Consider the following 26,378-nt stretch of genomic DNA (forward strand, 5'->3'; position numbering starts at 1 on the left):
CAAAGCTATAAATAAAATTCCTTTTAATTGTAAAGTTAGAATTTACTAGTCATTGATTAAAAGAAAAATCTCTGTATATCATTCCATGTGACAACTACCATTAAAATCATTAGTAGAACAATTCCTACAAAATGGACAATTCCTTCTTTTTGACGGTCAATTGGTTTCCCACGTAAAGCTTCAAAACCAAAGAATAATAAGCGACCACCGTCTAAAGCAGGTAATGGAAGTAAGTTCATAATTCCTAGATTTATACTTAACATTGCAGCCCAATTCATTAAGTTCATAATTCCATACTGAGCAACTTGCTCGGTTGCTTTATAAATACCTACAGGACCGGATAAAGCGTCTATTGTAAACTTACCAGTAATCAGCATACCTAGAAGCTCAAATATTTTGACAGTCATATTATAGGTTTCTTGTGCCCCATAGACAACAGCCTTTAGAGGATTAAATTCTCTCGGGCTATCGTAAAGCACTCCAATTTGACCATACTTTTCTCCATCCTGTTGGACTTCCTTCACAGTCATGTTTAAGTTGACAGATTGTCCATCTCGATCTACGGTCACCATAATCTCTTCGTTTGGATGATCCTGAATAATTGCAGCTAAATCCTGCCACTTTTCAACAGCCTGTCCATCAATGGCTGTCACTCTATCACCTGCAAGCATCCCAGCCTCCGCAGCTGGATTATTTTCTACAACTTCAGAGATAACTGGCTCATATGTTGGAACTCCGTGAATTAATCCAATAACTAAATAAATTACAAAAGCTAGAATAAAGTTAAAAAATGGACCTGCGAAAATAGTCATCGCTCGTTGGCCAACCGTTTTTGCATTAAATTGACGATCATGAGGTGCAATGACCAGCTCTCGTCCATTTTCCACAAGAATACAATCTCTCGCTACTTGATAACGAACTAATCTTTCTTCTTCATCATAGCCCTCTACAAACAAATCTTTTTCTAAATCAGCACGCTCAACTTCTAAAAATAACAAATCTGGTAATTGCTTATTATTTTGATTGAAAATAATTTTTTTAACAACATTATCTTCATTGACAACAAGCCCTATTCGATATCCTGGCTGTAATTCAGTGCCATCCATATCTTCGCCAGCCATTCGTACATATCCACCGATAGGCAATAAACGAATAGTATACATTGTTTCTCCATGTGTTCTACCATAAATCTTGGGTCCCATACCGATGGCAAATTCACGTACTAGAATACCTGCTCGTTTGGCGAATAAGAAGTGTCCAAGTTCATGGAAGAAGACGAGTAAACCAAATATTAAAATAAATGCAATGGCTGTTTGCATAATACCCCACCTTTAAAAGCGATTAGTTAACGATACATTGCTCTCGTTATTTTACCATGTCTAACACTATTTTTCTTGTTTCACTGTCCACCTGTAAAATCGTTTGTAAATCTGGTATTGCAATGTTTTGGTGTGCTTGCATCACACGTTCAATCGTCTCATCGATTTGAAGGAATGTTATTTTCCCTTGTAAAAAAGCTGCAACTGCTGCTTCATTTGCTGCATTCATTGCTGTTAGGATGGTTCCACCAGTACGGCCAGCCTCGTATGCTAAGCGCAATGCTGGGTAACGTTCAAAGTCCATTTCTTGAAAATGCAATTGACCAATTTGCGCTAAATTTAGTCTCTGACCATTATGTAACGGGATACGATCAGGGTAACTTAAAGCATATTGGATAGGAACGCGCATATCTGGTGTGCCTAATTGTGCAATCACACTAGTATCATGATACTCAACTAGAGAGTGAATAATACTTTCTCTATGCAAAAGTACATCTATTTTTTCATATGGCATATCGAATAAAACATGCGCCTCAATTACTTCTAAACCTTTATTCATCATTGTTGCAGAATCTATCGTAATCTTTGCGCCCATAGACCAATTCGGGTGATTCAGTGCGTCAGCCACAGTCACATGTTTTAATTGGTCCCGTGTTTTATCGCGGAAGCTACCACCTGAAGCAGTAATAATTAAACGTTCAATATCTTTGGGGTTTTCACCATTCATCGATTGGAAGATAGCAGAATGCTCACTATCAACTGGCAAAATAGTTGCGTTGTATTTTTTCGCTTCAGCCATTACTAAATGTCCAGCTGTCACAAGTGTTTCTTTATTTGCAATCGCAATTGTTTTTCCCATTCGAATGGCTGCTAAAGTGGATTCCAGCCCAACACTTCCAAGTACAGCATTAACAAGAACTTTCGAAGCCGGATGTGTAGCAACCTCCACTAAGCCTTGTGCGCCAAATGTGAAGTGAATAGTCGGATACTCCTTAGCAAGCAGTAGCGCATCTTCTTCTAGCTGCACAGAAACTAATTCGGGCTTTAAGTTATCAATCATTTCTCGTGTTTTCTCCATATTTTTCCCTGAAGAGAAAGCAACTAATTGAAAAGCTTCACGTTGTTCTTTTAAAATATCGTAGGTTTGCCAACCGATTGAACCAGTTGCACCTAATAAACTAATTTTTTTCACAACACATTGTCCCCTTTTTCTATCTAAGCAAATGTATGAATAGAAGTCCTTTATAGTTCGGATTAATTACCAAACAAATGTAAAAAATGAAGTAAAGGCACAACGAACAATAGACTATCGAAGCGATCTAATATCCCGCCATGCCCCGGTAAAATATTACCTGAATCCTTTACATCAAAATGACGCTTAATAGCAGATTCCACCAAATCGCCCATCTGACCAATAATGGAGGCGAAAATTGTTACGAATACAAGTGTTATATAACCATTTGCAAATGGGTAAATAAGTTGCATACCGACAGCGAAAATGACAGCAATGACAATTCCACCGATGAAGCCTTCAATCGTTTTCTTTGGTGAGATTTCAGGCCATAACTTGTTCTTACCAAATTTTCTTCCGACAAAATAGGCACCTGAATCCGTTGTCCAAACGACCAATAAACAATAGACAACGTACTCTAAACCTACATTTCTTGTTTCAATTAAGTAATGGAACCCTAAACCCACATAAAATGCGCCTAATAAAATAAAACCAACTTCATCAAAAGTTATTTTATTTTTTACCAAGACTACATAAATAAGGAGTAGCATCATTAGACCATAGACTACCATTAGAGTAGACGAATAGCCTATTAAGTCTACAACCTTTTCACTCCAGTCCTTCGGGATAACAAGCAAAATTAAAGTGACCAGCCCTAAAAAGCCAGGCACAGAAAAAATGGAAATACCTTTCATTTTAAGTATTTCATAAAAACCGACAATAGCCATTGCTAGCACAAGTATGGCAAATGGTACTTTTCCATAAATAACGAATGGTATGAAAAATGCTGCTGCAATTATTGCGGTAATAATTCGTTGTTTCAAGTTGTTTCTTCTCCCTTCAACCCACCATAACGGCGATTACGTTTTTGATAGTTTTCCACCGCTTCCAGTAAGGTTTCCTCACTAAAATCTGGCCACAATGTATCTGTAAACCAAAATTCTGTATAGGCAAGCTGCCAAAGCATAAAGTTACTTAAGCGCACTTCACCACTTGTACGAATTAATAAATCCGGTTCAGGCAAATGGGCCGTCATTAAATGAGATGTTAAGCATTCTTCTGTTAGGTCTTGCATTGTTAATTGACCGTCCTGTACTTTTTGAAGCATCATTTTCATGGCATTAACCATCTCAGAACGACTTCCATAATTCAGGGCGAAATTTAAAATAAGACCTGTATTATGCTTCGTTTCTTCCATTGCCTCATACAACGCTTTTTGTGTATGGGCAGGTAATAAAGATGGATCTCCAATCATTTCGACACGTACATTGCGTTCCATCATCTCGGGTAAAAAGGAACCTAAAAACTCGACTGGTAGCCGCATCAAAAAATCTACTTCAGGTTTTGGCCGTTTCCAGTTTTCAGTGGAAAACGCATATACAGTTAATACCTTAATGCCTAAATCTGACGCAAATCTCGTGACCTTACGTACGGTCTTCATTCCCTCATGATGACCAGCAACACGGGGCATAGCTCGTTTTTTTGCCCAACGTCCATTTCCGTCCATAATAATCGCTACATGGGCAGGAATCGGCTCGCTTTTAGTTAGGGCCACACGCTCCTCCAATGATAGTGTATCCATATTTATTTGTTTACCTAATAGCTTTTTAAACATGCTAACTCCCCCACTACAACTAATCGGACGTATACTAACCTATCATAACAAACAAAAGCGCTTTTTGTCTTTTTTTTCCCCTCTAAATTGACTATGTATGTACTAGCGTATTTTAGAACTATACACATTTTTAAAGAATAAGTTTGTTAAAAAATTAATCAATATTTATGTGATGCACAGCTTTGTATATTTCATCTATGCTTTTCTCTATGATTCAGCTCATATTCGAATGGTAAAGAGAAAAGACGTCCTGTTATGTATAGGACGCCTTCATCTCATCAAAAAGTTCCATCATAGACATGTAAAACGTTTGTTTTACACTTCTAAAATTTCTTTTTCTTTATCTTTCGTTACTTGATCCACTTTGACAATGAATTCATCTGTTAATTTTTGAATATCATCACCATAGCCACGTAGATCGTCTTCTGTGATTTCGCCAGCTTTTTCAAGTTTTTTCAAATCATCATTCGCATCACGACGTACATTACGTACAGCAATTTTTGCGTCTTCTGCTTCTTTTTTCACTTGCTTCACTAAATCTTTACGACGCTCTTCAGTAAGAGCAGGAATCATTAAGCGAATGATAGAGCCATCATTTGTTGGTGTGATACCGATATCTGATTTCATAATTGCTTTTTCAATTTCACCTAAAATTGTTTTATCATAAGGTGTAATCACTAATAAGCGAGCTTCTGGTACAGAAACACCCGCAAGCTGATTAATTGGTGTCGGGGCGCCATAATAATCAACCATAATACGATCTAATAACGATGCGTTAGCACGCCCTGCACGAATTGAAGATAGTTCACGTGTGAAAGCTGCAATTGTTTTGTTCATTTTTTCTTTTGCTTGTTCTAATACTTGTTTTGCCATTATGCATTCCTCCTAACAACTGTTCCGATTTTTTCGCCTAGTACAGCACGTTTAATGTTGCCTGGTTCCGTAATTGAGAAAACAATTAGTGGAATATCATTATCCATACATAGGGTAGAAGCTGTTGAATCCATTACTTGTAAGCCTTGTTGGATAACGTCTAAGTATGTGAGTGTATCATATTTAATGGCTGTTGTATCCACTTTTGGATCTGCTGAATAAACGCCGTCAACATTGTTTTTAGCCATTAAAATCGCATCTGCATCAATTTCTGCTGCACGTAATGCTGCCGTCGTATCGGTTGAGAAGAACGGATTACCTGTCCCTGCTGCAAAGATAACGACACGCTTTTTCTCAAGATGTCTAACTGCTTTACGACGAATGTATGGCTCCGCTACTTGAGTCATCACGATAGAAGATTGAACACGTGTTTCAATGCCTAATTTTTCAAGAGCATCTTGTAAAGCTAGGGAGTTCATTACAGTTGCAAGCATGCCCATATAGTCAGCTGCTGCACGATCCATCCCCATTTCACTACCTATTTTTCCACGCCATATATTACCGCCACCTACAACAACAGCAACTTCTACATCAAGATCCACTACTTCTTTTACTTCTTCTGCAACAGACTTGATTATTTTTGGTGATAAACCGAAGCCCGCTTCTCCAGCTAACGCTTCACCACTTAGTTTAATAACTACTCGTTTATATTGCGGTACACTCATTGTAAACCTCCGTAAGACTTTATTTAAAAAATCTCTATTCCCTTTTCCATTATAGTATATCTAACAATAATTGCTAGTTGAGAATAAGGCAGAATAGAAAATTCTATTACTATTTTCGTTCATTTCGGAAAAATAGGGAACACGCTATGTTGTGTTCCCCATTTTTTTCTAGAAAATCTAGATATTATTTGATTAGGATCAAATGCCCGCTAAATTAGTTACCTTTAACTTGGCTCATTACTTCTTCTGCAAAGTTATCTTCACGCTTTTCGATACCTTCACCTACAGCATAACGTACAAAGCCGTTTACTGAACCACCAGTAGAAGCTACGAAATCACGTACTTTTTGGTCAGAGTTTTTAACGAATGATTGATCAAGTAGGCACACGTCTTCGAAATATTTACCAAGACGACCTTCAACCATTTTAGCAACGATGTTTTCTGGTTTACCTTCGTTAAGAGCTTGCTCAGTTAATACTTTACGCTCACGTTCAACTTCTTCAGCAGAAACTTCATCGCGAGAAACATAAGTTGGGTTGATTGCAGCGATGTGCATTGCAACATCTTTCGCTGCTGATGCATCAGTAGAACCTTCTAAAGTTACTAATACGCCAATACGGCCTCCCATGTGTAAGTAAGCACCGAATGAATCTGCATCCGTTTTTGTTTTGATTTCAAAACGACGAAGTGTGATTTTTTCTCCAATTGTTGCAACAGCTGTAGAAATTTGATCTTCAATTTTTACACCTTCAGCATTTGTAAGCTCTAGAGCAGCTTCAACTGATGCTGGTTTCGCAGTAAGTAATTGCTCCGCTAAAGATGAAACCAATACTTGGAATTTGTCGTTTTTTGCAACGAAGTCAGTTTCAGCGTTAACTTCAAGGATGATTGCTTCGTTACCTTGTTCTAAAATGTAAGTAGTACCTTCCGCAGCGATACGGTCAGCTTTTTTAGCAGCTGAAGAAAGACCTTTTTCACGTAGGAAATCGATTGCAGCTTCTAGATCGCCATCAGTTTGTACTAGCGCTTTTTTACAATCCATCATACCAGCGCCAGTTTTTTCGCGTAATTCTTTTACTAATTGTGCAGTAATGTTTGCCATTTAGTGTTTCCTCCTCAAATTGGTTGAACAAAGTTTTAATGATAGGTTCTAAAAAAGGTGATAAGGGTTTTGAGCCACTTATCACCTTTTTGTAAACGTGAATTACTCAGCAGCAGCTTCTACAGCTGGAGCTTCTTCTTCACCTTGTTTTGACTCGATTAAAGCGTCAGCCATTTTAGCAGTTAAAAGTTTAACAGCGCGAATAGCATCATCGTTAGCAGGGATTACGTAGTCGATTTCATCTGGATCACAGTTTGTATCAACAATACCTACTAGAGGGATGTTTAATTTACGAGCTTCAGCAACCGCAATACGTTCTTTACGTGGGTCAACCACGAACATTACGTCTGGAAGATCGTGCATATCACGGATACCGCCTAAGAATTTGATTAGACGCTCGTGTTCTTTTTTAAGTTGGATTACTTCTTTTTTAGGAAGAACTTCGAAAGTACCTTCTTCTTCCATTTTTTCGATTTGTTTCATACGTGCAACACGTTTTTGAATTGTACCGAAGTTAGTAAGAGTACCACCTAACCAACGTTGGTTGATGTAGTAGTTGCCTGAACGTTCAGCTTCATCTTTGATCGCTTCTTGTGCTTGTTTTTTCGTACCAACGAAAAGAACTTTACCACCGTCTTGACCAACTTGACGCATGAAGTCATAAGCTTCCTCTAATTTTTTAACAGTTTTTTGTAAGTCGATGATGTAAATCCCGTTACGTTCTACGAAGATATATTTCTTCATTTTTGGGTTCCAACGACGAGTTTGGTGACCGAAATGTACACCAGCTTCAAGTAATTGTTTCATAGAAATTACTGACATGTGAATTTCCTCCTAGTATGTTTGGTTTTTATCCTCCGCATTTATCTTCTGCAACAAGCTACCCTAATCTTAGAGCACCACTTACTACATCAAAATGCGTGTGTAGTAATAACACCATTTGCAACTATATCATAGCTTTTCCCAGTTAGCAACAATTTAGTGATGAAATTTCAGTAAAAGCTCGATTTCTGTTTTTCCCTTTTGCAGTTGTTTCGCTATTTCTTCTGTTGATTTACCCTGCTTAGCTAAATTTAATGCCTGTTGCTCCATTGTTAGCTCTTTAACTTCTTCCTTTTGCTCTACTTTTAAAGGCATCGGTGAGGAAGCTATTGTTTCAGTTGTCTGTCTCTGACGGGAATAAGCATTGGCTACAATATTTTTAGGAACATAGAGCCTAGCATCTTTATCTAAGCTTAATGGACGGTCCTTTTTCAGCTCTTGCTCTGCTGCCGAATAAGCCTGCTCCTGCTGAGGTTCATAGCTTACCGTTTGCTGAACGCTAGTTGCTGCTAACTCTGAAGGTGAGACATTTTGTAGTTCTTTAATAAGACGGTCGTTTTCATCTTTCATTTCTGTTAAATAGACACTAATGGTATCGTCCATTTCACTCATTAAGCGTTCTTGCTTCTTTTCTAAATCCTTAAATTTTGCTAGCTTAGTATTTAAAATAATAAGGAAGTAAAATGTAAGTAGCTGTAAAAAGAATAGTACCGCTATTAGTATGGTTGTCATTGTAAACTCCTATCCACTAAAATCCACGAAATTACCTTTAAACGGATGTTGTGCCTGTTTTTCTTGTTGATCCTGTTGCTTTTTCTTCTTTTTGTAAATATCCGTTAAGTATTCGCCACCTGCATCTTCATCCTCATTTATTTCATCCATACCTTCTGATGTATTGACAATTTTTTGCTTGCGTTCTATTTCCTTTTTTAACGCTTCATTGGCATGTGCTTGTTGAGCTAAAGCTTGTTGTTGTACTTGATCAGCCATTTTCCCAGCTTCAAATGTTTTAGGAATCGCAATTTGCAATTCAACCCCTTTTAAACTCATCGGAATCTCTCCCTCAAGGATATTTACGCATTCATCATTTCGCTAGATAATAATTTACGTAACTTTAAAAGCGCTTTGGAATGGATTTGGGAAATACGTGATGTTGATAATTCAAGCATTTCACCAATTTCAGTCAAAGTTAGTTCCTCCGTATAAAATAAACTTAGAACCAATTGTTCTTTTTCATTAAGCTTCTGAATATTTTCTGCTAAATCATCTAATAACTCTGATTTAACCACCGATTGTTCAGGTGTTTTTGTCGTATCGTCTCGTATGACAAACGACTTTCCATCTACCTCTTCTTGGTCTTGTTGTTCATTAATGGAAAGAACATTAGAAAAAAAATGCTCTTGTACTGTCTGATAAACATCTTCCACAGGTACTTCCATATGCTTCGCAAGTTCCTCAGGTGTAACATGACGCATATATTTTTGCTCTAATTGCTCAATCTGAGCATCTAATTTTTTGGCTTTTTCTCGCGCTGAGCGTGGTAGCCAATCTTCCTTACGAAGCCCGTCTATAATGGCTCCCCTTACTCTAAATGAAGCATATGTATCAAATTTCAAATCTCTATTAATATCAAATTTATTTAATGCATCAAATAATCCTATCATTCCTAAGCTCGTTAAATCATCTCGAGATACACTCTTTGGTAAACCCGCACTAATACGTTGAACATGATAAGATACTAAAGAAATATATTTTTTTATGAGTAAATCACCAGCATCTGGATCACGCTCATGTATCCAGCGATTCCACAGTTTTTGCTCATCGTTCAGAATTGGTTGTGTCATGAAATCCACCTCTCTAAAAAACGCCTTTACGCGCCCGTTTGCCACTGACTACTTGCGCTCATAAAACTTTTCTTTCATAAGGATTTCTCCATTATTTTTTATAAAATCCATAACCGTTCTACTCTTAGCATCACGCAACAGAGTAAAAAAATGGATAAGCTATTGCCATCTTTCCTACTATTATAACAAAAATCGACTATAATTTCATTTGTTTCTCTTAGTCTCTCTTCGTTTTATACAAACAAATTATAATTGTCCCCCTGTTATACATTAACCTAGTATACAGTTTGAAAATATGTCTAAATTATTAAGCTTTTACTTTTTAATTTTGTTAGTTCTTTTTACATATATACTAATTCTTATAAGAAGTATTTTGACTCTTTATCTATTGATTTTTTCAGGTATAAATACCTTTAAAATTGCAATATACTCACCATTTGTCTATAACAGCCAAAAAAAGGATGGCTAGTTGACCGAAGCGTAATAGTACCACTTTTGACATTATTGCTTTCCATAAAATTAGATACGATATGCCATTAAAGATAATTATCTTACGTTGAGAGTTGCGGGCGATTGCTTCAGCAGCAAGAAGCATCCACTAAGACTATGTTTGCACTAGTAAATTTCACAAAAGTTTCCCCCTACCATACAGTTTTTCCTGAGCGATCAAATAAAAAAGAGCCGCTCATGGCGACTCTCTGTTTTAAGCATTCACTTGTTGTTCTTCTTCTCGATTCATCATCGTTCGAACCACTTGTGCAATCTCCTCTGAGTTCTCATCTTGAAATTCAACGGTTGAATTAGCCGAAGCAACTTCTTGATTTGTGCCTTCAGTAGTCGTTTGTTCATTGTCTCCTAGTTCACCTTCCACTGCTTCCTCATTTACCTCTGGCGTATACAATATGTATGCTATTAAAGTACGTACGATATACATCACAAGGAATACAATGATTGCTGTGATAAAAGATCCGATAATGACTCGAAGGGGAGTGTAAGGCTTTTGAAATGTACTAAAAAAATATATAGTAAAAGCTATTAATGCTCCCCATAGGTTATAAAATATGGAACCAAACATTAGATTTCGCTCACTCCTTGGTTAACTGTTCGAATATGTAATGACGATGTGGCAGGATTAAATTCAATCGTTCTACCACTGTTTCCACCAGTATCCTCGGCCACTAAAGGAATTCCATGTCTTTTCAATTCATTTTTAACAGCTTCTACATTACGAGGACCGATGCGCATTGAATCTTTGTCCGAAGTAAATTGAAACATCTGTGCGCCCCCAGCAATTTTTGCCTTTAGTTTAAATTTTTGAACGCCCTCTAATTTTAATAGATCAATCATTGCTGCTATTCCCGAATCTGCAAATTTTGCTACATTGATTGACTCAGATCTTCCCAAGCTTGAATCTGGTAACATCACATGGATTAAACCAGCAATTTTTTTTGACTCATCATATAAAATAACGCCAACACAAGAACCCAGACCAGAAGTTCGAATCGTGTTAGGTAGCTTTACTACATCCATTTGTGCAATTCCTACTTTAACCACTTGCCCACTATTACTGCTTAGCATCATCAGGAAACCCCTAATGCTTTAAAAATAGCATCAAATGAGTCGGGATCTGGTAATAGGAAGAAATGACCTCTCACAGTTTCATGGTCTTCTACACCTTCTTCAAAAATGGATGTATTTATAACAATGACATTATCACTTACATGTGATAATTCTATTAAACCAATACTTATAATTGCACCAAACATATCAACGCTTAGGCCTGGCACAGTTGGATAAATTTTCAAATTAGTGAAGTCCGATAAGGCAGATAAATAGGAACCTGATAAAATATTTCCCATTTCTTGCATAGCTGATAACCCTAGTTCAGAAACAGGTCGTTTTTTAAAATCAAATGTCTCATCATGAATGAGTCGACGAATAAAACGGTTTGCCTGTTCAATAGGGAGTATAAAGAACATACTTCCTTCAGCATCACCTTCAATGCGAAGGTAAATACCAACAACGACATTTTCTGATCCGCCAGCCAATTCCATCATATCGTTAAAGGACACCATTTCTACCTTTGGCACACGCATATCAATTTTTTTCCCAAGTAAATTGGAAAGTGCTGTCGCGGCATGCGCAGCACCAATATTGCCAATTTCCTTTAATACATCTAAATGTAGCGAGGTAATCTTTTGATTAAATGTCATGATCGATCCCTACTTTAGTGGATTTAATACTTTTTCTAAATGTAATAAGATTAATAATCGTTTTTCTACTTTAGCAACACCTGAAATAAATTCTTCCTCAAGTGAGCCAACAACTTCTGGTTGTGGTTCAATCGCACTTGCAGGAATATCAATTACATCGTTTGCTGAATCTACAACAAAGCCTACTTCCATATCTTCTAGTGAGATAATGATAATACGAGTTGTTTCCTCATGTTCTGAAATAGGTAATTCAAAGCGTTCACGTAAATCCACTATTGGTGTTACGACTCCGCGAAGATTGATAACACCTTTTACATATTTCGCCGTTTTCGGTACACGCGTAATATGCATTAACTTTTCTATACCCTGAACATGGGACACTGGAATTGCATATTCTTTATTGGCTAGTTGAAATACAATTACTTTAATACTTTCTTGTTCCACTGCGTTTGTCATCTTTTACACCTCTCTTATTCATTCACCTTATTTTATTAATGCGTTACAATCCACAATTAAGGCTACTTTACCATTTCCTAAAATAGTCGCACCTGAAATAGCAAAAATATTTGTTAAGTAATTTCCTAAAGACTTCAAGACAATTTCTTGTTGTCCAATGAAGGAATCCACCACTAAACCAGCAAGTTTTTCACCTTTGCGAACAATCACTACTGAATGGAATTCTTCATCTTGCGGCTCTGTACGAGGTACTTCAAAGATTTCCTCTAAGAATACCAACGGTACAACCTTGCCACGGAAGTCGATTACTTTTTGATTATGCGCATTCATAATCTCCGATGAACGGATAATAGATGTTTCAATTATAGATGATAATGGAATTGCATAAATTTCTTTTTCAATTTCCACAAGCATGACAGAAATAATCGATAATGTTAGTGGTAATTGGATAGAAAAGATGGAACCAACATCTTGTGTCGATTCAATTGAAATATTACCGCCAAGTGATTCAATCGTCGTTTTAACAACATCTAACCCTACTCCACGACCAGATACATCAGAAATGACATCAGCAGTCGAGAAGCCTGAAGCTAAAATAAGCTCATTGATTTGATTATCAGACATTGAGTAAGATTGTTCTTGCGTCACAATACCTTTTGAAATAGCTTTCGCTAGTACTTTATCACGATTAATTCCTGCACCATCATCTTCAATTTCAATAAAGACATAGTTCCCACTATGGTAAGCTCGTAGGACAACCGTACCTTCTTCTGGCTTACCTTTTGCACGGCGCGATGTTGGGTTCTCAATGCCATGGTCTACAGAATTTCGGATTAAGTGAACAAGCGGGTCACCAATTTCATCGATAACTGTACGATCTAGCTCTGTTTCAGCACCAATAATTTCAAGATTAATTTTCTTATTTAAATCTCGTGATAGCTGACGAATCATTTTTGGGAAACGGTTGAACACTGTTTCAACTGGCACCATACGCATTGTTAAAATGATTGTTTGCAAATCACCCATAACACGGCTCATTCGCTCCACAGTTTCGTTTAGTTCACCATGGTTTACCTCTGTGGCAATAGATTGTAATCGACCACGGTCAATGACAAGTTCTTCAAACAAATTCATTAAAATATCAAGACGTTCAATATTTACACGAATCGTTTTATTCCCAACAGGTGCATGATTTTTTTCAACCTTTGCTGGTGCTGCTGTTTTTACAGACTGCGCGACTGGTTCAGGTTTAGAAGGGTCAGGAGTAGATGTAGATTCTACTTCCGCTACAGCCAATGCAGTTGCAGCCACTTCTTGCTGTGATTCATATTCTCTTTCACTAAATTTCTTTTGGTCAATTGCTGTAACAATAACTTCTTCAACCTCTGAAACTTTCATGATCTTTTTCTGCATATCTTCTGCTGATTCTTTTGTCACAAAGGCTACATAAAACTGTTGATCAAATTGTTCATCTTCTAGCTTTTCAACAGATGGACTCGATTTAATAACCTCTCCATCTTTTTCTAAAATCTCAAAGACCATAAATACACGTGCAGCCTTTAATAGACAATCTTCTCGTAATTTTACTGAAATTTCATAGGCATGGAAACCTTGTTCAGCCGATTGTGTGATAACTGTTTGTTCAAAACTATCATATTCTAAAACACATTCCACAGATGCTGGTTCTGCAACGGTTGCAACCACCTCTGGTACTGCTTCCTCACCTAACTCTATTCGCTTAAGTTGAGCGACAGTTGCTGACACATCACGTTTACCATCACCGCCGTTCGCAATATCCATAACCATTTCTTCTAGATGGTCAACAGATTCAAAGACCACATCCAAAATTTCAGGTGTTACATGGATTTTTTCATTACGAATTGCATCTAATACATTTTCCATTTTATGTGTTAAATCGGCTAAATCTTCAAAACCCATTGTGGCAGACATACCTTTTAAAGTATGGGCAGATCGGAATATTTCCCCAACAATTGCCAAATCATCTGGATTTTTTTCTAATGCTAATAAATGTTCACTACATGCTTGTAAATGCTCTTTACTTTCTTCGATAAACATCTCTAAATATTGATTGACTTCCATAAGAGGACACCCCTTTTAAGGCAAATATTTCATTATTGTTAGTGCTATATCATCTACATCGGCTACTTCATCAACTAGTTGCGTTTCTACCGCTGCTTTTGGCATACCATATACAATGCAAGTTTCTGCTGACTCAGCAATGGCAATAACATTACCGGTTTTTTTTAATGCTTTCAGTCCATTCGAACCATCATGCCCCATACCGGTCATAATCACTGCTACTTTATCAAAATCCTTATATTGACTAACATCTTCAAACATCACATCTACTGATGGTCTATGACCTGATCTTGGCGCTTCTTGATTATCAAGAACAATACCAAAGGTTGTCCCTACTTTCCTAAGCTTTAGGTGATAGCCACCTGGGGCAATATAAGCCACTCCATTTTGTAAAATATCTCCTTGCTCCGCCTCCTTAACAACTACTTCACTTAGCTGATCTAGACGCGTAGCGAGAGATTTTGTAAATCCAGCAGGCATATGCTGGACGATGAGGATAGGAGCTTGAATAGACTTAGGAATTTTTGTAATGACCTCCTGTAGCGCACGAGGTCCTCCTGTAGATGTACCGATTAGCACAATCTTTTTCCCCGCTTTATTCCATTCAGTATGCGACTTAGTTATAGCTACTTTAGAAGCAGTAGCATTCACAGGAATAGGTATTTGATGTTGTTGTAAATCTTTGTTTACGGTACTCACTTTTGTTACTGAATCTTGTTGTCGTTTACTACCAGAAGGTTTTTTCAATTTGGAAATTGGCACCATTGCTGCTTGTTCTACTTTGTGAACAAGCTCACTTTGGATTTTATGTAAATCAAGAGATATTGTTCCGCTTGGCTTTGCGACAAAATCTACAGCACCACTTTCAATAGCTGCTATAGCATTTTCTGTTCCACGCTGAGTGGTGCTAGAGAGCATGATTACAGGAACTGGACATTGTATCATTATTTCTTTTAATGCATCTAGCCCATTCATTTCAGGCATCTCAATATCCATTGTCACAACTGATGGCTTCAATGATTGTATCTTTTTGATTGCATCTTTTCCATTTCGTGCAGTTCCAACTACTTCCACCTTCGAGTTGCCAACAAAAAAGTCACTAATTAGCTTTCTCATAAAAGCAGAATCATCCACAACTAATAGCTTGCTTTTATGTAAAAAGTCCAATTAATCACGCCCTTTCGAAAAAATACTTCTTAGTTTCGTTAAAAATTTCTTCGCTGTCTGATCATGTGCATGTATTTCCTCCACACGGTGCTCCATAAAACGAATCACTATGAGTTGTAATGTCTTAGAAATCAGTGCGTCTGGATAAGCAAGTGAAAATGGGACTTGCTCACGCACAGCCTTCCGCACAATCGAATCTTCGGGTAATGAACCGAGAATCGTGACTTCTTTGTCTAAAAAACGTTTCATGGCTAATTTTAAACGTTCGTTTGTTTCGATGCCTTCTTCTTTACTAAATGCACGGTTACAGAGGACAAAAAACTGCTTATCAGCATCTCGCATATGAATATATTTCATCATAGAATAAGCGTCCGTAATTGCGGTCGGCTCTGCCGTTGAAATTACAATAATTTCGTCTATTGATGTGAGTAAATCTAGCGACCAATTTGTGGCACCTGCCCCCATATCAAATAAAATATAATCATAGTTTTTCTGAAGTTGTTCAAATGCTTGAATAAGCTGCTCAAACATCATTTCGGACCAATTAAAAATATTTGTCATGCCCGACCCACCTGATATATATCTTAAACCATGGGGTCCTTCAAATATTACCTCTTCTAGTAGCTTATTTCCTTCTAAGAAATCTTTCAAACTATTGGAAGCACTTTTCCCAATTAAAATATTGATATTTCCCATCCCAATATCCATATCTACAATGACAACTTTTTTCCCCTTTTGGGCCAAAGACAAGGCAAAATTCATCGTGAAGTTACTTTTACCAACCCCACCTTTGCCACTGACAACTGCAATTGCTCGACCTAAATCGCCTTGCTGCTTCATCATTTTCAAGCGTAATGTTTCAGCTTGGTCTCTCATTTCTCTTCACCTTGAAAAAACAAATTAAGTACTGCTTCTAAATCAGCTTCTTCAATATCTTCTGGTACTTCTTGACCATTCGTATAGTAAGCAAGTCCTTTATTATATTTAATCATTAAATTGAGCATTGTGCCAATAGAATTTGTTTCATCAATTTTTGTGAATATAAATTTTTCAATTGGCAGCTGATTAAATTGGTCGATAATGTTCGCCATATCCTTTTCTTTCGTGGTCATCGCCAGTACTAAAAAGGATTCTGCTTGATCATCAAATTTTATAAGACGTTGAAGATCATCCACATACTTGATCTCTTTATAATTTCTACCAGCTGTATCAATAAACACTAAGTCTAAATGTGATAACCTTTGAATAGCTTGTTCGAAATCTGTTGCATTGTAAGCAATTTCAACGGGTGCCTGTAAAAGGCCAGCATAGGTTTTTAGCTGTTCTATTGCTGCGATTCGATACGTATCTGTCGTAATAAATCCAATTTTCTTCTTCTTTTCTAAAACTGCTCTAGCTGCCATTTTGGCGATTGTCGTTGTTTTACCCACGCCTGTAGGACCTAATACGTTGATATATTTTCTTTCATAGGACAATCCTCCAATAGGCAGATCTTCTAATCTCTTACGTAGTAGATTTTTCGTTACCATTTTACATTGTGAGAAATTTATTTCTGACGCTTCTTTGAAATGCATAAAAAGCTCATCACCTATCGTTGTGATGAGCTCTTCATTTAGCTCTTGCTGTCTTAAGTATTCAATGAAGGGTAAGAGTTCATCGGGATATTGAGCTTGGGTAGTCTTTTTATGCATCGATTGCATTAAAGATTTTAAATCTGCAATTTCCTTCCTCAATTCTTCTGAAATGCCAGTGTCCTCGTTTTTAACTACATTTGGCGATGGTTGATCTTGATGAATTTTTGCTTGAATCGCATTTGTAATATCTTGTAGTCTCACATTTTCCTTAGTTGCGATAGGTAGTGCTACAGGCGTTGGTGCTGGAGCCACTTGACTTGGCTCCATCCCATCCACTCCTGCAACTACTTCGAAACTTTTTTGTTTAATCATACCGAAAAATTTCTTCGTGATGACAACTTTAGAATTCAAAATGACAGCGTCCTCACCAAGTTCTGCACGTACTTGCTTCATAGCCTCTGGTATGGAAGATGCATAATATTTTTTCATTTTCATTAAACATTCACCACCCCAACACTTTGAATTTCAATAGAAGCATCCAACTCATTATAAGAAAGAACTGGAATTTGCGGGAAATAACGCTCCGTTAGCTGTCGTAAATACATACGCACTGCGGGAGAACATAAAATAATAGCCGATTGTTCCATAAAGGACACACGCTCTATTTCTGCTGCAATTGTCTCTAGGACCGTTTGGGAATCTTGAGGATCCATTGCTAAATAATTTCCGTGATCTGTTTGCTGAATACTATCAGCAATCATTTTTTCTACTTTACCTGAAACTGTAATAACTTTTAATGCTGAACTATCTCCCACATACTGAGATGTAATTTGACGGGCCAATGATTGACGAACATACTCGGTTAAGATATCTGTATCACTAGTTACCTTTGCATAGTCTGCTAGAGTTTCAAAAATAATTGGTAAGTTCCGAACAGAAACATTTTCTCGCAGTAGTTTACCAAGTACTTTTTGGATTTCTCCAGTCGATAAAGGTGTCGGTGTTAGCTCTTCTACTAAAATAGGATGAGTTTCTCGTAAGTGATCTATTAACTGCTTCGTCTCTTGACGACCTAATAATTCGTGAGCATTCGCACGAATTATTTCGGTTAAATGCGTGGATACCACACTTGGTGGGTCCACAACCGTGTAGCCATAAATTTCAGCATCTTCCTTCACTTGCTCTGTAATCCACTTAGCTGGCAATCCAAATGATGGCTCTACTGTATCAATACCTTCAATAGAATCATCATCACCTGGGCTCATAGCTAAATAATGATCCAGTAAAAGCTCACCTCGTGCCATTTCGTTTCCTTTAATTTTTATTCGATATTCATTTGGTTGAAGCTGAATATTATCTCGAATACGAACAACCGGGATGACAATCCCTAATTCTAGTGCTAACTGACGACGGATCATAATGACACGATCTAATAAATCCCCACCTTGAGCAGCATCTACTAATGGAATTAATCCATAACCAAATTCAAATTCGATTGGGTCCACATTTAATAAATTCACAACATTTTCAGGGCTCTTCATGCCGTCTGTTGCCACTTCTTCTTCAATTTCAAGTAATTCCTCTTCATCCTCTGGTTTCTTACGTTCCATCATATAAGCTCCAGCAATGAGGGATAGACCTATTGGGAGTGTTACCCAGTTAGGAATTGGTGTAAATAATCCTAGTAATACTATGGTACCTCCAGCTACATAGAGTAACTTTGCTTGAGCAAATAATTGTCCTGTTATATCCTGACCAAGACTTCCTTTAGAAGAGGCGCGAGTTACCACAATCCCTGTTGCTGTTGAAATAAGCAAGGCAGGAATTTGGGAAACAATACCGTCCCCAACGGTTAGCTTAGAAAAATGAGTTGCAGCTTCTGCAAATGGGAGTCCCATTTGGACAACTCCGATGATGATTCCGAATAATAAGTTGATAATAACCATGACCATCGAGGCAATGGCATCCCCTTTTACGAATTTTGTGGCACCATCCATCGCTCCGTAGAAGTCCGCTTCGCCCGCTACTTTTTCACGTCGTTCGCGTGCTTCCTTTTCGGAAATTATTCCTGCATTTAAGTCAGCATCAATACTCATTTGTTTACCTGGCATTGCATCGAGTGTGAAACGAGCTGCTACTTCAGCTACCCGCTCTGCACCCTTTGTAATCACAATAAACTGAATTAATACTAGAATTAAAAAGACAACTAAACCTACGAGAATATTTCCCCCGACTACGAAATCACCAAATGTTTCTACGACAGATCCCGCGTCCCCATTTGCTAAGATCGCACGGGTTGTGGAAACACTCAGTCCTAATCGGAATAAGGTTAAAAGTAAAATAACCGAAGGAAAAATAGAGAAGTCTAATGCTTCCTTCATACTCATTGCTGTTAGCAGTACAATTAATCCTAATGTAATATTAATGACAATTAAGAAACTTAACATCCACGGAGGAAGAGGGATGATGAGCATCGCAACGATTAAAATAACCGCACCTAAAACCCCAATATCGCGAACTTTCATTTGTGTCCCTCCTACTAAAAAGCTTTAAATTTTACGTTTAATACGGTAAACATAAGCGAGTATTTCTGCTACTGCCTTGAAAAATTCTTCTGGTACGGGATCACCAATTTCAACTTGATCATACATGGCGCGAGCTAAAGGCCGATTTTCCACCATAATGACGTCATGCTCTTTGGCAATCAGCTTTATTTTTTGAGCGATAAAGTCTGTACCCTTTGCAATTACCCGAGGTGCATCCATGCTTTCCTCGTCATATTTGAGGGCAATCGCATAGTGAGTAGGGTTAGTAATAACCACATCTGCACTTGGAATCTCTGACATCATCCGACGCATCGCCATTTCGCGCTGACGTTGTTTGATTTTCGATTTAATCAGCGGGTCACCCTCACTATTTTTATATTCATCTTTAATATCTTGCTTAGACATTTTAAGATTTTTTTCATAATCAAATTTTTGATACAGCCAATCCAAAATGGATACACAAAGTAAAACTAATGATGCCGCTATGCCCATAATGCCGACAAGTTTTCCGACTGTAATGAGCGTTATCCATGGACTTTTAAAGGATAAAGCTAAAACCTCTGGCAGGTTTGTCCAGATAATAATTGTCGTTACACTACCGATAAAGCCAATCTTTAATACAGATTTCAGCAACTCTACGATTGCCTTTACCGAAAATATTCTTTTCAACCCTTTTATAGGGTCCATCTTTTTCAGATCAAATTTCATTGGCTCCAAAGTAAATAAAAAGCCAAATTGCAAAAAGTTACCTGCAAGTGCTCCAACAACAGCTATTGCCATAATCGGTACAATAATGAAAGCCATTTGAATTAATGTGTCTATAAATAAGTGCATCACACTGTCAATAGTCAGTGTTTCGATGCGTATGTTATGGATAAAGGTTTGTCTAAAAAACGCTAATAGCTCATCCCGTAAAGAACCTGCAAAGAAAAATAAGAAGATAAAGACCATCAGCATGACGATGGCACTTGTTACATCTTGACTCTTAACAACTTGTCCCTTTTTTCGAGCATCTTGGCGTTTCTTTGGCGTCGCCTTTTCAGTTTTTTCTCCTGAAAAAAACTGGATATCTAAATTGAGTAGTAGTTTCATGTTATCCACCACCTAAAATGGCCATTAAATCACGCATGCCGTAAATCATAATAGTGATTAACTTTTGAATAACTTGAATCATTACAGCCATCATTGTAAATAACACTAAAAAACTAACTCCTATTTTAATAGGAAAACCAACAACAAATATATTTAATTGTGGTACTGTTTTCGCAGTTATTCCTAAAGCTAAATCGACTAAAAATAGGGTAGCCACAACAGGTGCAGCCATCTGAAATGCAATGGCAAAAACGGCTGTAAATGTTGTGATGATAAATTGCGGAAAGCTATCATTTGTAAAACTAGGGAATTGATCCATAGGTAAAAATTGATAACTATAGTAAATTCCATCAAGAATCATATGATGTCCATTAATGGCTAATAATAAAAGGAATGCTAGCATATTAAAGAACTGTCCTATTAATGGACTTTGAGCACCTGTTTGCGGATCAATAATATTGGCAATGGCAAAACCCATTTGGAAATCAATAAAGCTCCCTGCAATTTGAATGGCAGACATAATAATATAACCTACTAGACCGAGTAACAGGCCAACAAGTGCTTCTTTCATCACTAATAATATGTAATCATCATTGAATGCAAATGGCTCAACATCAATTGTGTAATACATCATCCAAGCTAAAACCAATGCGAGAGTAATTTTGACTTGTGGTGGTATGGTTCTATAGGAAAAAAAAGGAACCGTAACAAAAAATGCTGAAACACGCACAAGCACCAATAAGAAAACCGTTAAATGCGGAATTAATTCATTCATGGACTCACCCTATATAACGTGTTAAATTCTCAAAAATGTCTCTCGCATAGCTAGTAACTTGAGATAGCATCCATGGGCCAAAGAACACGATGGCCACTAAGACGGCGACAATTTTCGGTACAAAAGCTAATGTTTGCTCTTGAATCGAAGTCGTAGCTTGAAAAATACTTACAGCCAAACCAGTGATTAAAGCTACTAATAGTAATGGACCGCTTGTTAGAAGGATAATCATAATGGCACGTTCTGCAACGGAAATAACCAATTCACCTGTCATACTGTATCATCCCCTAAAAACTTTGTAGTAGCGATTTCATGACGAGATACCAGCCATCGACCAGAACAAACAATAAGATTTTGAACGGCAATGAAATCATTACTGGCGGTAACATCATCATCCCCATCGACATTAATGTACTCGCAACAATCATATCGATCACTAGGAATGGAATAAAAATCATAAAACCTATTTGAAATGCTGTTTTAATTTCACTTAAAGCAAATGCTGGCACAAGCATTGTCAGTGGGATTTCTTCCACTGATGCTGGTTTTTCTGCTTGATTGTACGATAAAAACAAGTCTAGATCCTTTTGTCTAGTATGCTTACTCATAAATTCTTTAAATGGCAAGCTTGCCCGATCATAAGCTTCCTCTAAACCAATTTCTTCAGAAAATAGTGGTTGCAAAGCCTCTTTATTGACCTCTTGAAAGGTTGGCGCCATAATGAAGAACGTTAAAAATAAGGCTAAACCAACAATCACCTGATTAGGTGGCATTTGTTGTGTAGCCAGTGCCGTACGCACAAAGGATAAAACGATGACAATACGAGCAAAGGATGTCATTAAAATTAAAATACTTGGTGCCAGTGATAAAACAGTTAGTAGTAATAAGAGCTTAACAGATGTTGAGACGTTGGTTGGATCGCTATTGGAAAAAATATTGATTAAATCATTCATTTATCATCCTTCTCCTTTTGCTTCCATCTCTCAATCTCTTCACTGCGCTCCTGTTTAATTTCGGATATCTTTTTTTCAAAGAGCTTGCCAAATGTCTCTTGCTTTTGTTCATTTTGCAAATTCTCTCTATCTTTTTTCTTAAACTTAGAAAATACTTCTGCAATATAAGGTGATGTTGCTGCAAGTTCTTGCCTTTCGTTATATAGTGCTAACAGTGCTTCTATTTCTTCAGGATCAGTAATTTCACGTAATAGCTGAACGTCTTCACCGACCCCCACTAAATACATGGTTTTACCTACTTGTAAAAGCTGTACTGATTTTTGCGCACCTAACGATAAACCGCCTAAATTTTGTATCATTTGATTACGTTGAAAGTTTAAATTACGTTTATTTAAAAACTTCATTAAACCATAAAACAAAGCTACAACAAAAATAAGCGCTAAAACCATTTTTATGTATTCCCATGCAGATATATCTCCAGCTGCTGATACACTTGGTTCTTGTTTAGCAGCTGGATCAGTCGTATCTCCATAACAAGCTTCTGGGTCTTTAATGCAATCTGTCACACTATTCGTATCAGAGTCTGCATAAACAGAAGTTGGTGTCGGGTACAAAAACAGGAAGGATACAAGAAATGCAAAAATCATCGTTAAACGAAATGATTTTAACATTTTCATGCAATCATCCTAGCGCTTTTTGGATCGCTTCAATTACTCGGTCTGCTTGGAAAGGCTTAACAATAAAGTCTTTCGCACCAGCTTGAATTGCATCGATTACCATTGCTTGTTGTCCCATTGCAGAACACATGATTACAGTTGCACTTGGATCTGATCCCTTAATTGCTTTAAGAGCCGCAATACCATCCATTTCTGGCATTGTGATATCCATTGTTACTAAATCTGGCTTCAATTCGTTGTACTTTTCAACAGCTTGTAATCCATCTGCCGCCTCTCCAACAACCTCAAATCCATTTTTCGACAAAATATCCTTGATCATCATACGCATAAATGCAGCGTCGTCTACAATCAAAATTCTTTTAGACATGGTTAACTCCTCCAATTGAAACTATCTTAAATTATTTAAACGCTCTGCTTGACTTAAAACATCTGTAATACGTACACCAAAGTTTTCATCAATAACAACGACTTCACCTTTAGCGATTAAACGACTATTCACTAAAATATCAACAGGCTCCCCTGCTAATTTATCTAACTCAATAATCGAACCACTGGATAGTTCTAAAATCTCTTTAACAGAACGTTTCGTACGTCCTAACTCTACAGTAACTTGCAATGGAATATCAAGTAGCATATTTAAATTTCTAGCTTCAGATTGAGAGATTACATTTGAATCGAAGCTAGCAAATTGTGCTTGTTGAACATTCACTGGCTGTGCAGCTCTCGCTGGTTGAGCAAACTGCTGTGGCTCCTGATAAACAGGTTGTTGCATAGTTGCTTCCGGCTGCTGATAAACAGGCTGTGCAGGCGGTGGCATAACAGGCGCTTGTGTTTGAACAGGTGGTGCTGTAATTGGCGGTGCCTCAGGTGCTATCGTTGCAGCCACAGGTTCTTCAATAGACTCAGTTTCTCCTAATAGAGATTTTACGATGTTTTGACTAAATTTTAGCGGTAATAATTGCATTAAATTCGAATCAATTAAATTACCAATTTTTAATCTAAAGGATACTTTAACTAGCAAATCATCTTCAGGGATATTTTCTCGACCTTCATTTTGAGAAATATTCATTAAGTCAATTGTTGGTGGCGAAATATCTACTTTTTTGTTGAATACTGTTGACATAGATGTAGCCGCAGAGCCCATCATTTGATTCATTGCCTCTTGAACAGCACTTAACTGAATTTCTCCTAAGTCAGGTTTCGGATTTAATCCATCGCCACCTAACATTAGGTCTGCAATAATAGCTGCATCAGATTGTTTAATAACAAGTAAATTCATACCTGTTAAGCCAATCGTATATTCCACTTGTACAGCTACATAAGGATGTGGAAACTCCTCTTCTAATTTATTTCGATTAATCATTGATATACTTGGGGTAGTAATATCTACTTTTTGTCCTAATAACGCCGATAGTGCTGTGGCAGAACTACCGAAAGAAATATTGCCTACCTCACCTAATGCATCTTGTGCAAACGAATCAAGGTAATCCTCTACTCGTAAATCATTTGTTTCATCAATTGAAGAAGCTTCAGTGCCGCTGTTTTTATCTTCCAACGTCTCGCCCCTTAATAACGCTTCAATTTCTTCTTGGGAGAGCATTTCATCACTCATCTTCGTCTCCTCCTTTCAAAGGGTCGATAATCTGGATTGCTAATTTTTTGCCTTGCTTACCTGGTTGAACAGTGAATTTTGGTAATGTCCCTACCTTCAATAGAAGTGGGTCATTAATTTTTTGCTCTAACTGTATAACATCACCAATTTGCATTGTAAGGAAATCCTCTATCGTGATATCCGTTAGCCCTAATTCAACTGAAAGAGGTAATTTTGCTTGTTTTACGCGTGTTTCAAGCATTTTTGTTTGCTCTGGAGACATTTCTTTCGTATTTGTTTGCATCCAATAGCGAACAGAAAGATTTGGAACAATCGGCTCCAATACAACATGCGGAATACAAATATTTATCATACCGCTTGTTTCACCAATAATCGTATTTAACGAAATGACAACTACTGTTTCATTTGGTGAGATCATTTGTAAAAATTGTGGATTCACTTCAAGTTCCACTAAAATCGGATCTATTTCCGCAACATTTTCCCAAGCCTCGCGTAAATTGTCGAATGAGCGTTCAAAAAGGTTTGTCATAATTTTTGTTTCAATTTCAGTTAGATTATCCACATTACTATGACTCGCCCCACTACCGCCCATTATACGATCAAGCATGGAATAGGCAATGTTCGGATTTATTTCCATCAATATATTACCATCTAATGGTGGCACTTCAAATACATTTATGAGTGTCATATTCGGAATCGAACGGACGAACTCTTCAAATGGTATTTGGTCTACTGAAGCAACCGTAATTTGCACATAGCTTCTAAGCTGTGCAGAGAAGAAGGTTGTCAATAGTCGTGCAAAATTTTCGTGTATTCGGGTCAAACTTCGGATTTGATCTTTTGAGAAGCGGAGCGCACGTTTAAAGTCATAAACTTTAACCTTACGTCCCTCATCCTCCTTTTTTATGTCATCTGCTGACATTTCCCCAGTTGATATAGCGGAAAGCAGCGCATCTATCTCGGATTGAGATAACACATCTCCTGCCATTTGCCCACCTCCATTTCAAGCAGTTTCTGTTTTATTGAGTGATGAAGGAGGTAAAATATACTTCCTGGACTTCTCCCTCTTGCATCAATTCATTTACTCTAGTTTTTAATGATTTTTGGAAAATTTGCTTTCCTTGCTTACCTTCTAAATCTTTTTGCTCCATTTCAGAAAGCTCTTGAATGGCAATGTTTTGCACTTGGAAAACACGCTTTGTTAATTCTGCAGCAGCATCTTTGCTTGTCGTTTGAACTTTTAATGACAAGCGCACTACTCTTTTATCTGCAAGATTCGTCGTGATTTCTGGAATCTCCACGGTTGCCTCAACAATTTCATCAATGGTTGGTTCAATAGCTCCTGTCGGTTTATTAAATTGTGTAAGCAATACAAACAAGATAACCCCGATCAGTATGACTGCTACTAGCAAAATAATAATCATTGTTAACATTTTATTATTCTTCATCTTTTTCACCTCGTAGATGCGGGTTGGATAGTATTTGTATATTGTTATAAAAGGCAGTTACCTTTTGTCGCACCTCATCTTCACTCTCTAAAACAATAAATTTTGTTCCAGTTGTTAAAGTAATGGTCGTATCTGGAAATGATTCGACTGTTTCTATGTATAAAGCATTTAATGTAAATGCTTTGCCATTAAGACGTGTTAGTTCAATCATTGAATTAGGGCCGGGTCTAGCAT

30 protein-coding genes are annotated in these 26,378 nt (G+C 37.3%); all 30 read right to left on the bottom strand.

Features of this window, described 5'->3' with window-relative positions:
- Nucleotides 1–56: 56 nt before the first annotated feature.
- Nucleotides 57–1,319, bottom strand: a complete 1,263-nt coding sequence (rseP, locus tag ACP3VS_RS01170) for an RIP metalloprotease RseP (protein ID WP_012293298.1) — start codon at nt 1,317–1,319, stop codon at nt 57–59.
- Between the two features lie 46 nt (nt 1,320–1,365).
- Entirely contained in the window at nt 1,366–2,511 is a 1,146-nt protein-coding gene (gene dxr / locus ACP3VS_RS01175; protein ID WP_426388307.1) for a 1-deoxy-D-xylulose-5-phosphate reductoisomerase, read from the bottom strand.
- A 62-nt stretch (nt 2,512–2,573) separates the two neighbouring features.
- Nucleotides 2,574–3,374: a phosphatidate cytidylyltransferase gene (locus tag ACP3VS_RS01180; RefSeq protein WP_012293296.1), complete on the bottom strand. Its 801-nt coding sequence runs from the start codon at nt 3,372–3,374 to the stop codon at nt 2,574–2,576.
- The gene (locus ACP3VS_RS01185) at nt 3,371–4,165 is read right to left on the bottom strand and encodes an isoprenyl transferase (protein ID WP_008181400.1); all 795 of its coding nucleotides are present in this window, start codon (nt 4,163–4,165) and stop codon (nt 3,371–3,373) included. The genes ACP3VS_RS01180 and ACP3VS_RS01185 overlap by 4 nt, the downstream gene beginning before the upstream one ends.
- Nucleotides 4,166–4,480: 315 nt before the next feature.
- Entirely contained in the window at nt 4,481–5,038 is a 558-nt protein-coding gene (gene frr, locus ACP3VS_RS01190) for a ribosome recycling factor (RefSeq protein ID WP_031419001.1), read from the bottom strand.
- Nucleotides 5,038–5,763, bottom strand: coding sequence for a UMP kinase (gene pyrH, locus ACP3VS_RS01195; RefSeq protein ID WP_012293293.1), 726 nt, complete (start codon nt 5,761–5,763; stop codon nt 5,038–5,040). Before pyrH ends, frr begins: the two co-directional genes overlap by 1 nt.
- Before the next feature lie 214 nt (nt 5,764–5,977).
- Entirely contained in the window at nt 5,978–6,865 is an 888-nt protein-coding gene (tsf, locus tag ACP3VS_RS01200; protein WP_012293292.1) for a translation elongation factor Ts, read from the bottom strand.
- Nucleotides 6,866–6,967: 102 nt separating this feature from the next.
- Complete coding sequence (gene rpsB / locus ACP3VS_RS01205; protein ID WP_004269262.1) at nt 6,968–7,687, bottom strand: 30S ribosomal protein S2; 720 nt, start codon at nt 7,685–7,687, stop codon at nt 6,968–6,970.
- Nucleotides 7,688–7,843: 156 nt separating this feature from the next.
- Nucleotides 7,844–8,419 (bottom strand): hypothetical protein, encoded by a 576-nt coding sequence (locus tag ACP3VS_RS01210; RefSeq protein WP_031418999.1) that lies wholly within the window; start codon nt 8,417–8,419, stop codon nt 7,844–7,846.
- A 9-nt stretch (nt 8,420–8,428) separates the two neighbouring features.
- On the bottom strand, nt 8,429–8,737 hold the full coding sequence (locus ACP3VS_RS01215; protein WP_012293288.1) for a hypothetical protein: 309 nt from the start codon (nt 8,735–8,737) through the stop codon (nt 8,429–8,431).
- A gap of 23 nt (nt 8,738–8,760) precedes the next feature.
- Nucleotides 8,761–9,531 (bottom strand): FliA/WhiG family RNA polymerase sigma factor, encoded by a 771-nt coding sequence (locus tag ACP3VS_RS01220; RefSeq protein WP_008180720.1) that lies wholly within the window; start codon nt 9,529–9,531, stop codon nt 8,761–8,763.
- A 703-nt stretch (nt 9,532–10,234) separates the two neighbouring features.
- On the bottom strand, nt 10,235–10,606 hold the full coding sequence (locus tag ACP3VS_RS01225) for a hypothetical protein (RefSeq protein WP_426388308.1): 372 nt from the start codon (nt 10,604–10,606) through the stop codon (nt 10,235–10,237).
- Nucleotides 10,606–11,112, bottom strand: a complete 507-nt coding sequence (locus ACP3VS_RS01230; RefSeq protein ID WP_012293285.1) for a chemotaxis protein CheD — start codon at nt 11,110–11,112, stop codon at nt 10,606–10,608. Before ACP3VS_RS01230 ends, ACP3VS_RS01225 begins: the two co-directional genes overlap by 1 nt.
- Entirely contained in the window at nt 11,112–11,744 is a 633-nt protein-coding gene (locus ACP3VS_RS01235) for a chemotaxis protein CheC (RefSeq protein WP_012293284.1), read from the bottom strand. Before ACP3VS_RS01235 ends, ACP3VS_RS01230 begins: the two co-directional genes overlap by 1 nt.
- 9 nt (nt 11,745–11,753) lie before the next feature.
- On the bottom strand, nt 11,754–12,200 hold the full coding sequence (locus ACP3VS_RS01240; RefSeq protein WP_008180734.1) for a chemotaxis protein CheW: 447 nt from the start codon (nt 12,198–12,200) through the stop codon (nt 11,754–11,756).
- Between the two features lie 27 nt (nt 12,201–12,227).
- The gene (locus ACP3VS_RS01245; RefSeq protein WP_426388309.1) at nt 12,228–14,300 is read right to left on the bottom strand and encodes a chemotaxis protein CheW; all 2,073 of its coding nucleotides are present in this window, start codon (nt 14,298–14,300) and stop codon (nt 12,228–12,230) included.
- A gap of 15 nt (nt 14,301–14,315) precedes the next feature.
- Nucleotides 14,316–15,467 (bottom strand): protein-glutamate methylesterase/protein-glutamine glutaminase, encoded by a 1,152-nt coding sequence (locus tag ACP3VS_RS01250; protein WP_031418992.1) that lies wholly within the window; start codon nt 15,465–15,467, stop codon nt 14,316–14,318.
- Nucleotides 15,468–16,343, bottom strand: coding sequence for a MinD/ParA family protein (locus ACP3VS_RS01255; protein ID WP_012293281.1), 876 nt, complete (start codon nt 16,341–16,343; stop codon nt 15,468–15,470).
- Entirely contained in the window at nt 16,340–17,536 is a 1,197-nt protein-coding gene (gene flhF, locus ACP3VS_RS01260) for a flagellar biosynthesis protein FlhF (RefSeq protein WP_012293280.1), read from the bottom strand. Before flhF ends, ACP3VS_RS01255 begins: the two co-directional genes overlap by 4 nt.
- Nucleotides 17,536–19,566 carry a flagellar biosynthesis protein FlhA gene (gene flhA / locus ACP3VS_RS01265; protein WP_012293279.1) on the bottom strand — a complete coding sequence of 677 codons (2,031 nt, stop codon included), beginning with the start codon at nt 19,564–19,566 and terminating at the stop codon, nt 17,536–17,538. The genes flhF and flhA overlap by 1 nt, the downstream gene beginning before the upstream one ends.
- Before the next feature lie 24 nt (nt 19,567–19,590).
- Nucleotides 19,591–20,679, bottom strand: a complete 1,089-nt coding sequence (gene flhB / locus ACP3VS_RS01270; protein WP_012293278.1) for a flagellar biosynthesis protein FlhB — start codon at nt 20,677–20,679, stop codon at nt 19,591–19,593.
- Nucleotide 20,680: 1 nt separating this feature from the next.
- Nucleotides 20,681–21,454, bottom strand: a complete 774-nt coding sequence (gene fliR, locus ACP3VS_RS01275) for a flagellar biosynthetic protein FliR (RefSeq protein ID WP_012293277.1) — start codon at nt 21,452–21,454, stop codon at nt 20,681–20,683.
- Between the two features lie 4 nt (nt 21,455–21,458).
- The gene (gene fliQ / locus ACP3VS_RS01280; protein WP_012293276.1) at nt 21,459–21,728 is read right to left on the bottom strand and encodes a flagellar biosynthesis protein FliQ; all 270 of its coding nucleotides are present in this window, start codon (nt 21,726–21,728) and stop codon (nt 21,459–21,461) included.
- 13 nt (nt 21,729–21,741) lie between these two features.
- Nucleotides 21,742–22,407, bottom strand: a complete 666-nt coding sequence (fliP, locus tag ACP3VS_RS01285; protein ID WP_012293275.1) for a flagellar type III secretion system pore protein FliP — start codon at nt 22,405–22,407, stop codon at nt 21,742–21,744.
- The gene (locus tag ACP3VS_RS01290; protein ID WP_012293274.1) at nt 22,404–23,084 is read right to left on the bottom strand and encodes a flagellar biosynthetic protein FliO; all 681 of its coding nucleotides are present in this window, start codon (nt 23,082–23,084) and stop codon (nt 22,404–22,406) included. Before ACP3VS_RS01290 ends, fliP begins: the two co-directional genes overlap by 4 nt.
- 4 nt (nt 23,085–23,088) lie before the next feature.
- A complete protein-coding gene (locus ACP3VS_RS01295) occupies nt 23,089–23,451 on the bottom strand; it encodes a response regulator (protein ID WP_008180756.1) in 363 nt (120 codons plus the stop codon).
- 21 nt (nt 23,452–23,472) lie between these two features.
- Entirely contained in the window at nt 23,473–24,696 is a 1,224-nt protein-coding gene (fliY, locus tag ACP3VS_RS01300) for a flagellar motor switch phosphatase FliY (protein ID WP_012293272.1), read from the bottom strand.
- A complete protein-coding gene (fliM, locus tag ACP3VS_RS01305) occupies nt 24,689–25,684 on the bottom strand; it encodes a flagellar motor switch protein FliM (protein ID WP_012293271.1) in 996 nt (331 codons plus the stop codon). Before fliM ends, fliY begins: the two co-directional genes overlap by 8 nt.
- A gap of 31 nt (nt 25,685–25,715) precedes the next feature.
- Nucleotides 25,716–26,144, bottom strand: coding sequence for a flagellar basal body-associated protein FliL (fliL, locus tag ACP3VS_RS01310; RefSeq protein WP_008180761.1), 429 nt, complete (start codon nt 26,142–26,144; stop codon nt 25,716–25,718).
- The gene (locus ACP3VS_RS01315) at nt 26,134–26,355 is read right to left on the bottom strand and encodes a flagellar FlbD family protein (RefSeq protein ID WP_012293269.1); all 222 of its coding nucleotides are present in this window, start codon (nt 26,353–26,355) and stop codon (nt 26,134–26,136) included. The genes fliL and ACP3VS_RS01315 overlap by 11 nt, the downstream gene beginning before the upstream one ends.
- Between the last annotated feature and the right edge of the window lie 23 nt (nt 26,356–26,378).

Source organism: Lysinibacillus sp. VIII_CA, assembly GCF_049943995.1.
Classification (GTDB): domain Bacteria; phylum Bacillota; class Bacilli; order Bacillales_A; family Planococcaceae; genus Lysinibacillus; species Lysinibacillus pinottii.

Coding starts and splice junctions, on each gene's coding strand:
- ACP3VS_RS01235 (WP_012293284.1), bottom strand. CDS start 11,744: ATGACATTTAATCAAAAGATTACCTCGCTACATTTAGATGTATTAAAG.
- pyrH (WP_012293293.1), bottom strand. CDS start 5,763: ATGAGTGTACCGCAATATAAACGAGTAGTTATTAAACTAAGTGGTGAA.
- fliY (WP_012293272.1), bottom strand. CDS start 24,696: ATGAGTGATGAAATGCTCTCCCAAGAAGAAATTGAAGCGTTATTAAGG.
- rseP (WP_012293298.1), bottom strand. CDS start 1,319: ATGCAAACAGCCATTGCATTTATTTTAATATTTGGTTTACTCGTCTTC.
- ACP3VS_RS01245 (WP_426388309.1), bottom strand. CDS start 14,300: ATGGAAGTCAATCAATATTTAGAGATGTTTATCGAAGAAAGTAAAGAG.
- fliL (WP_008180761.1), bottom strand. CDS start 26,144: ATGAAGAATAATAAAATGTTAACAATGATTATTATTTTGCTAGTAGCA.
- rpsB (WP_004269262.1), bottom strand. CDS start 7,687: ATGTCAGTAATTTCTATGAAACAATTACTTGAAGCTGGTGTACATTTC.
- tsf (WP_012293292.1), bottom strand. CDS start 6,865: ATGGCAAACATTACTGCACAATTAGTAAAAGAATTACGCGAAAAAACT.
- ACP3VS_RS01185 (WP_008181400.1), bottom strand. CDS start 4,165: ATGTTTAAAAAGCTATTAGGTAAACAAATAAATATGGATACACTATCA.
- fliM (WP_012293271.1), bottom strand. CDS start 25,684: ATGGCAGGAGATGTGTTATCTCAATCCGAGATAGATGCGCTGCTTTCC.
- ACP3VS_RS01255 (WP_012293281.1), bottom strand. CDS start 16,343: ATGAGAGACCAAGCTGAAACATTACGCTTGAAAATGATGAAGCAGCAA.
- ACP3VS_RS01290 (WP_012293274.1), bottom strand. CDS start 23,084: ATGAAAATGTTAAAATCATTTCGTTTAACGATGATTTTTGCATTTCTT.
- flhF (WP_012293280.1), bottom strand. CDS start 17,536: ATGAAAATGAAAAAATATTATGCATCTTCCATACCAGAGGCTATGAAG.
- flhA (WP_012293279.1), bottom strand. CDS start 19,566: ATGAAAGTTCGCGATATTGGGGTTTTAGGTGCGGTTATTTTAATCGTT.
- ACP3VS_RS01220 (WP_008180720.1), bottom strand. CDS start 9,531: ATGACACAACCAATTCTGAACGATGAGCAAAAACTGTGGAATCGCTGG.
- ACP3VS_RS01230 (WP_012293285.1), bottom strand. CDS start 11,112: ATGATGCTAAGCAGTAATAGTGGGCAAGTGGTTAAAGTAGGAATTGCA.
- ACP3VS_RS01210 (WP_031418999.1), bottom strand. CDS start 8,419: ATGACAACCATACTAATAGCGGTACTATTCTTTTTACAGCTACTTACA.
- ACP3VS_RS01315 (WP_012293269.1), bottom strand. CDS start 26,355: ATGATTGAACTAACACGTCTTAATGGCAAAGCATTTACATTAAATGCT.
- ACP3VS_RS01240 (WP_008180734.1), bottom strand. CDS start 12,200: ATGACAAACGCAGTGGAACAAGAAAGTATTAAAGTAATTGTATTTCAA.
- fliR (WP_012293277.1), bottom strand. CDS start 21,454: ATGAATGAATTAATTCCGCATTTAACGGTTTTCTTATTGGTGCTTGTG.
- ACP3VS_RS01215 (WP_012293288.1), bottom strand. CDS start 8,737: ATGAGTTTAAAAGGGGTTGAATTGCAAATTGCGATTCCTAAAACATTT.
- frr (WP_031419001.1), bottom strand. CDS start 5,038: ATGGCAAAACAAGTATTAGAACAAGCAAAAGAAAAAATGAACAAAACA.
- fliQ (WP_012293276.1), bottom strand. CDS start 21,728: ATGACAGGTGAATTGGTTATTTCCGTTGCAGAACGTGCCATTATGATT.
- ACP3VS_RS01295 (WP_008180756.1), bottom strand. CDS start 23,451: ATGTCTAAAAGAATTTTGATTGTAGACGACGCTGCATTTATGCGTATG.
- ACP3VS_RS01225 (WP_426388308.1), bottom strand. CDS start 10,606: ATGTTTGGTTCCATATTTTATAACCTATGGGGAGCATTAATAGCTTTT.
- flhB (WP_012293278.1), bottom strand. CDS start 20,679: ATGAAACTACTACTCAATTTAGATATCCAGTTTTTTTCAGGAGAAAAA.
- fliP (WP_012293275.1), bottom strand. CDS start 22,407: ATGAATGATTTAATCAATATTTTTTCCAATAGCGATCCAACCAACGTC.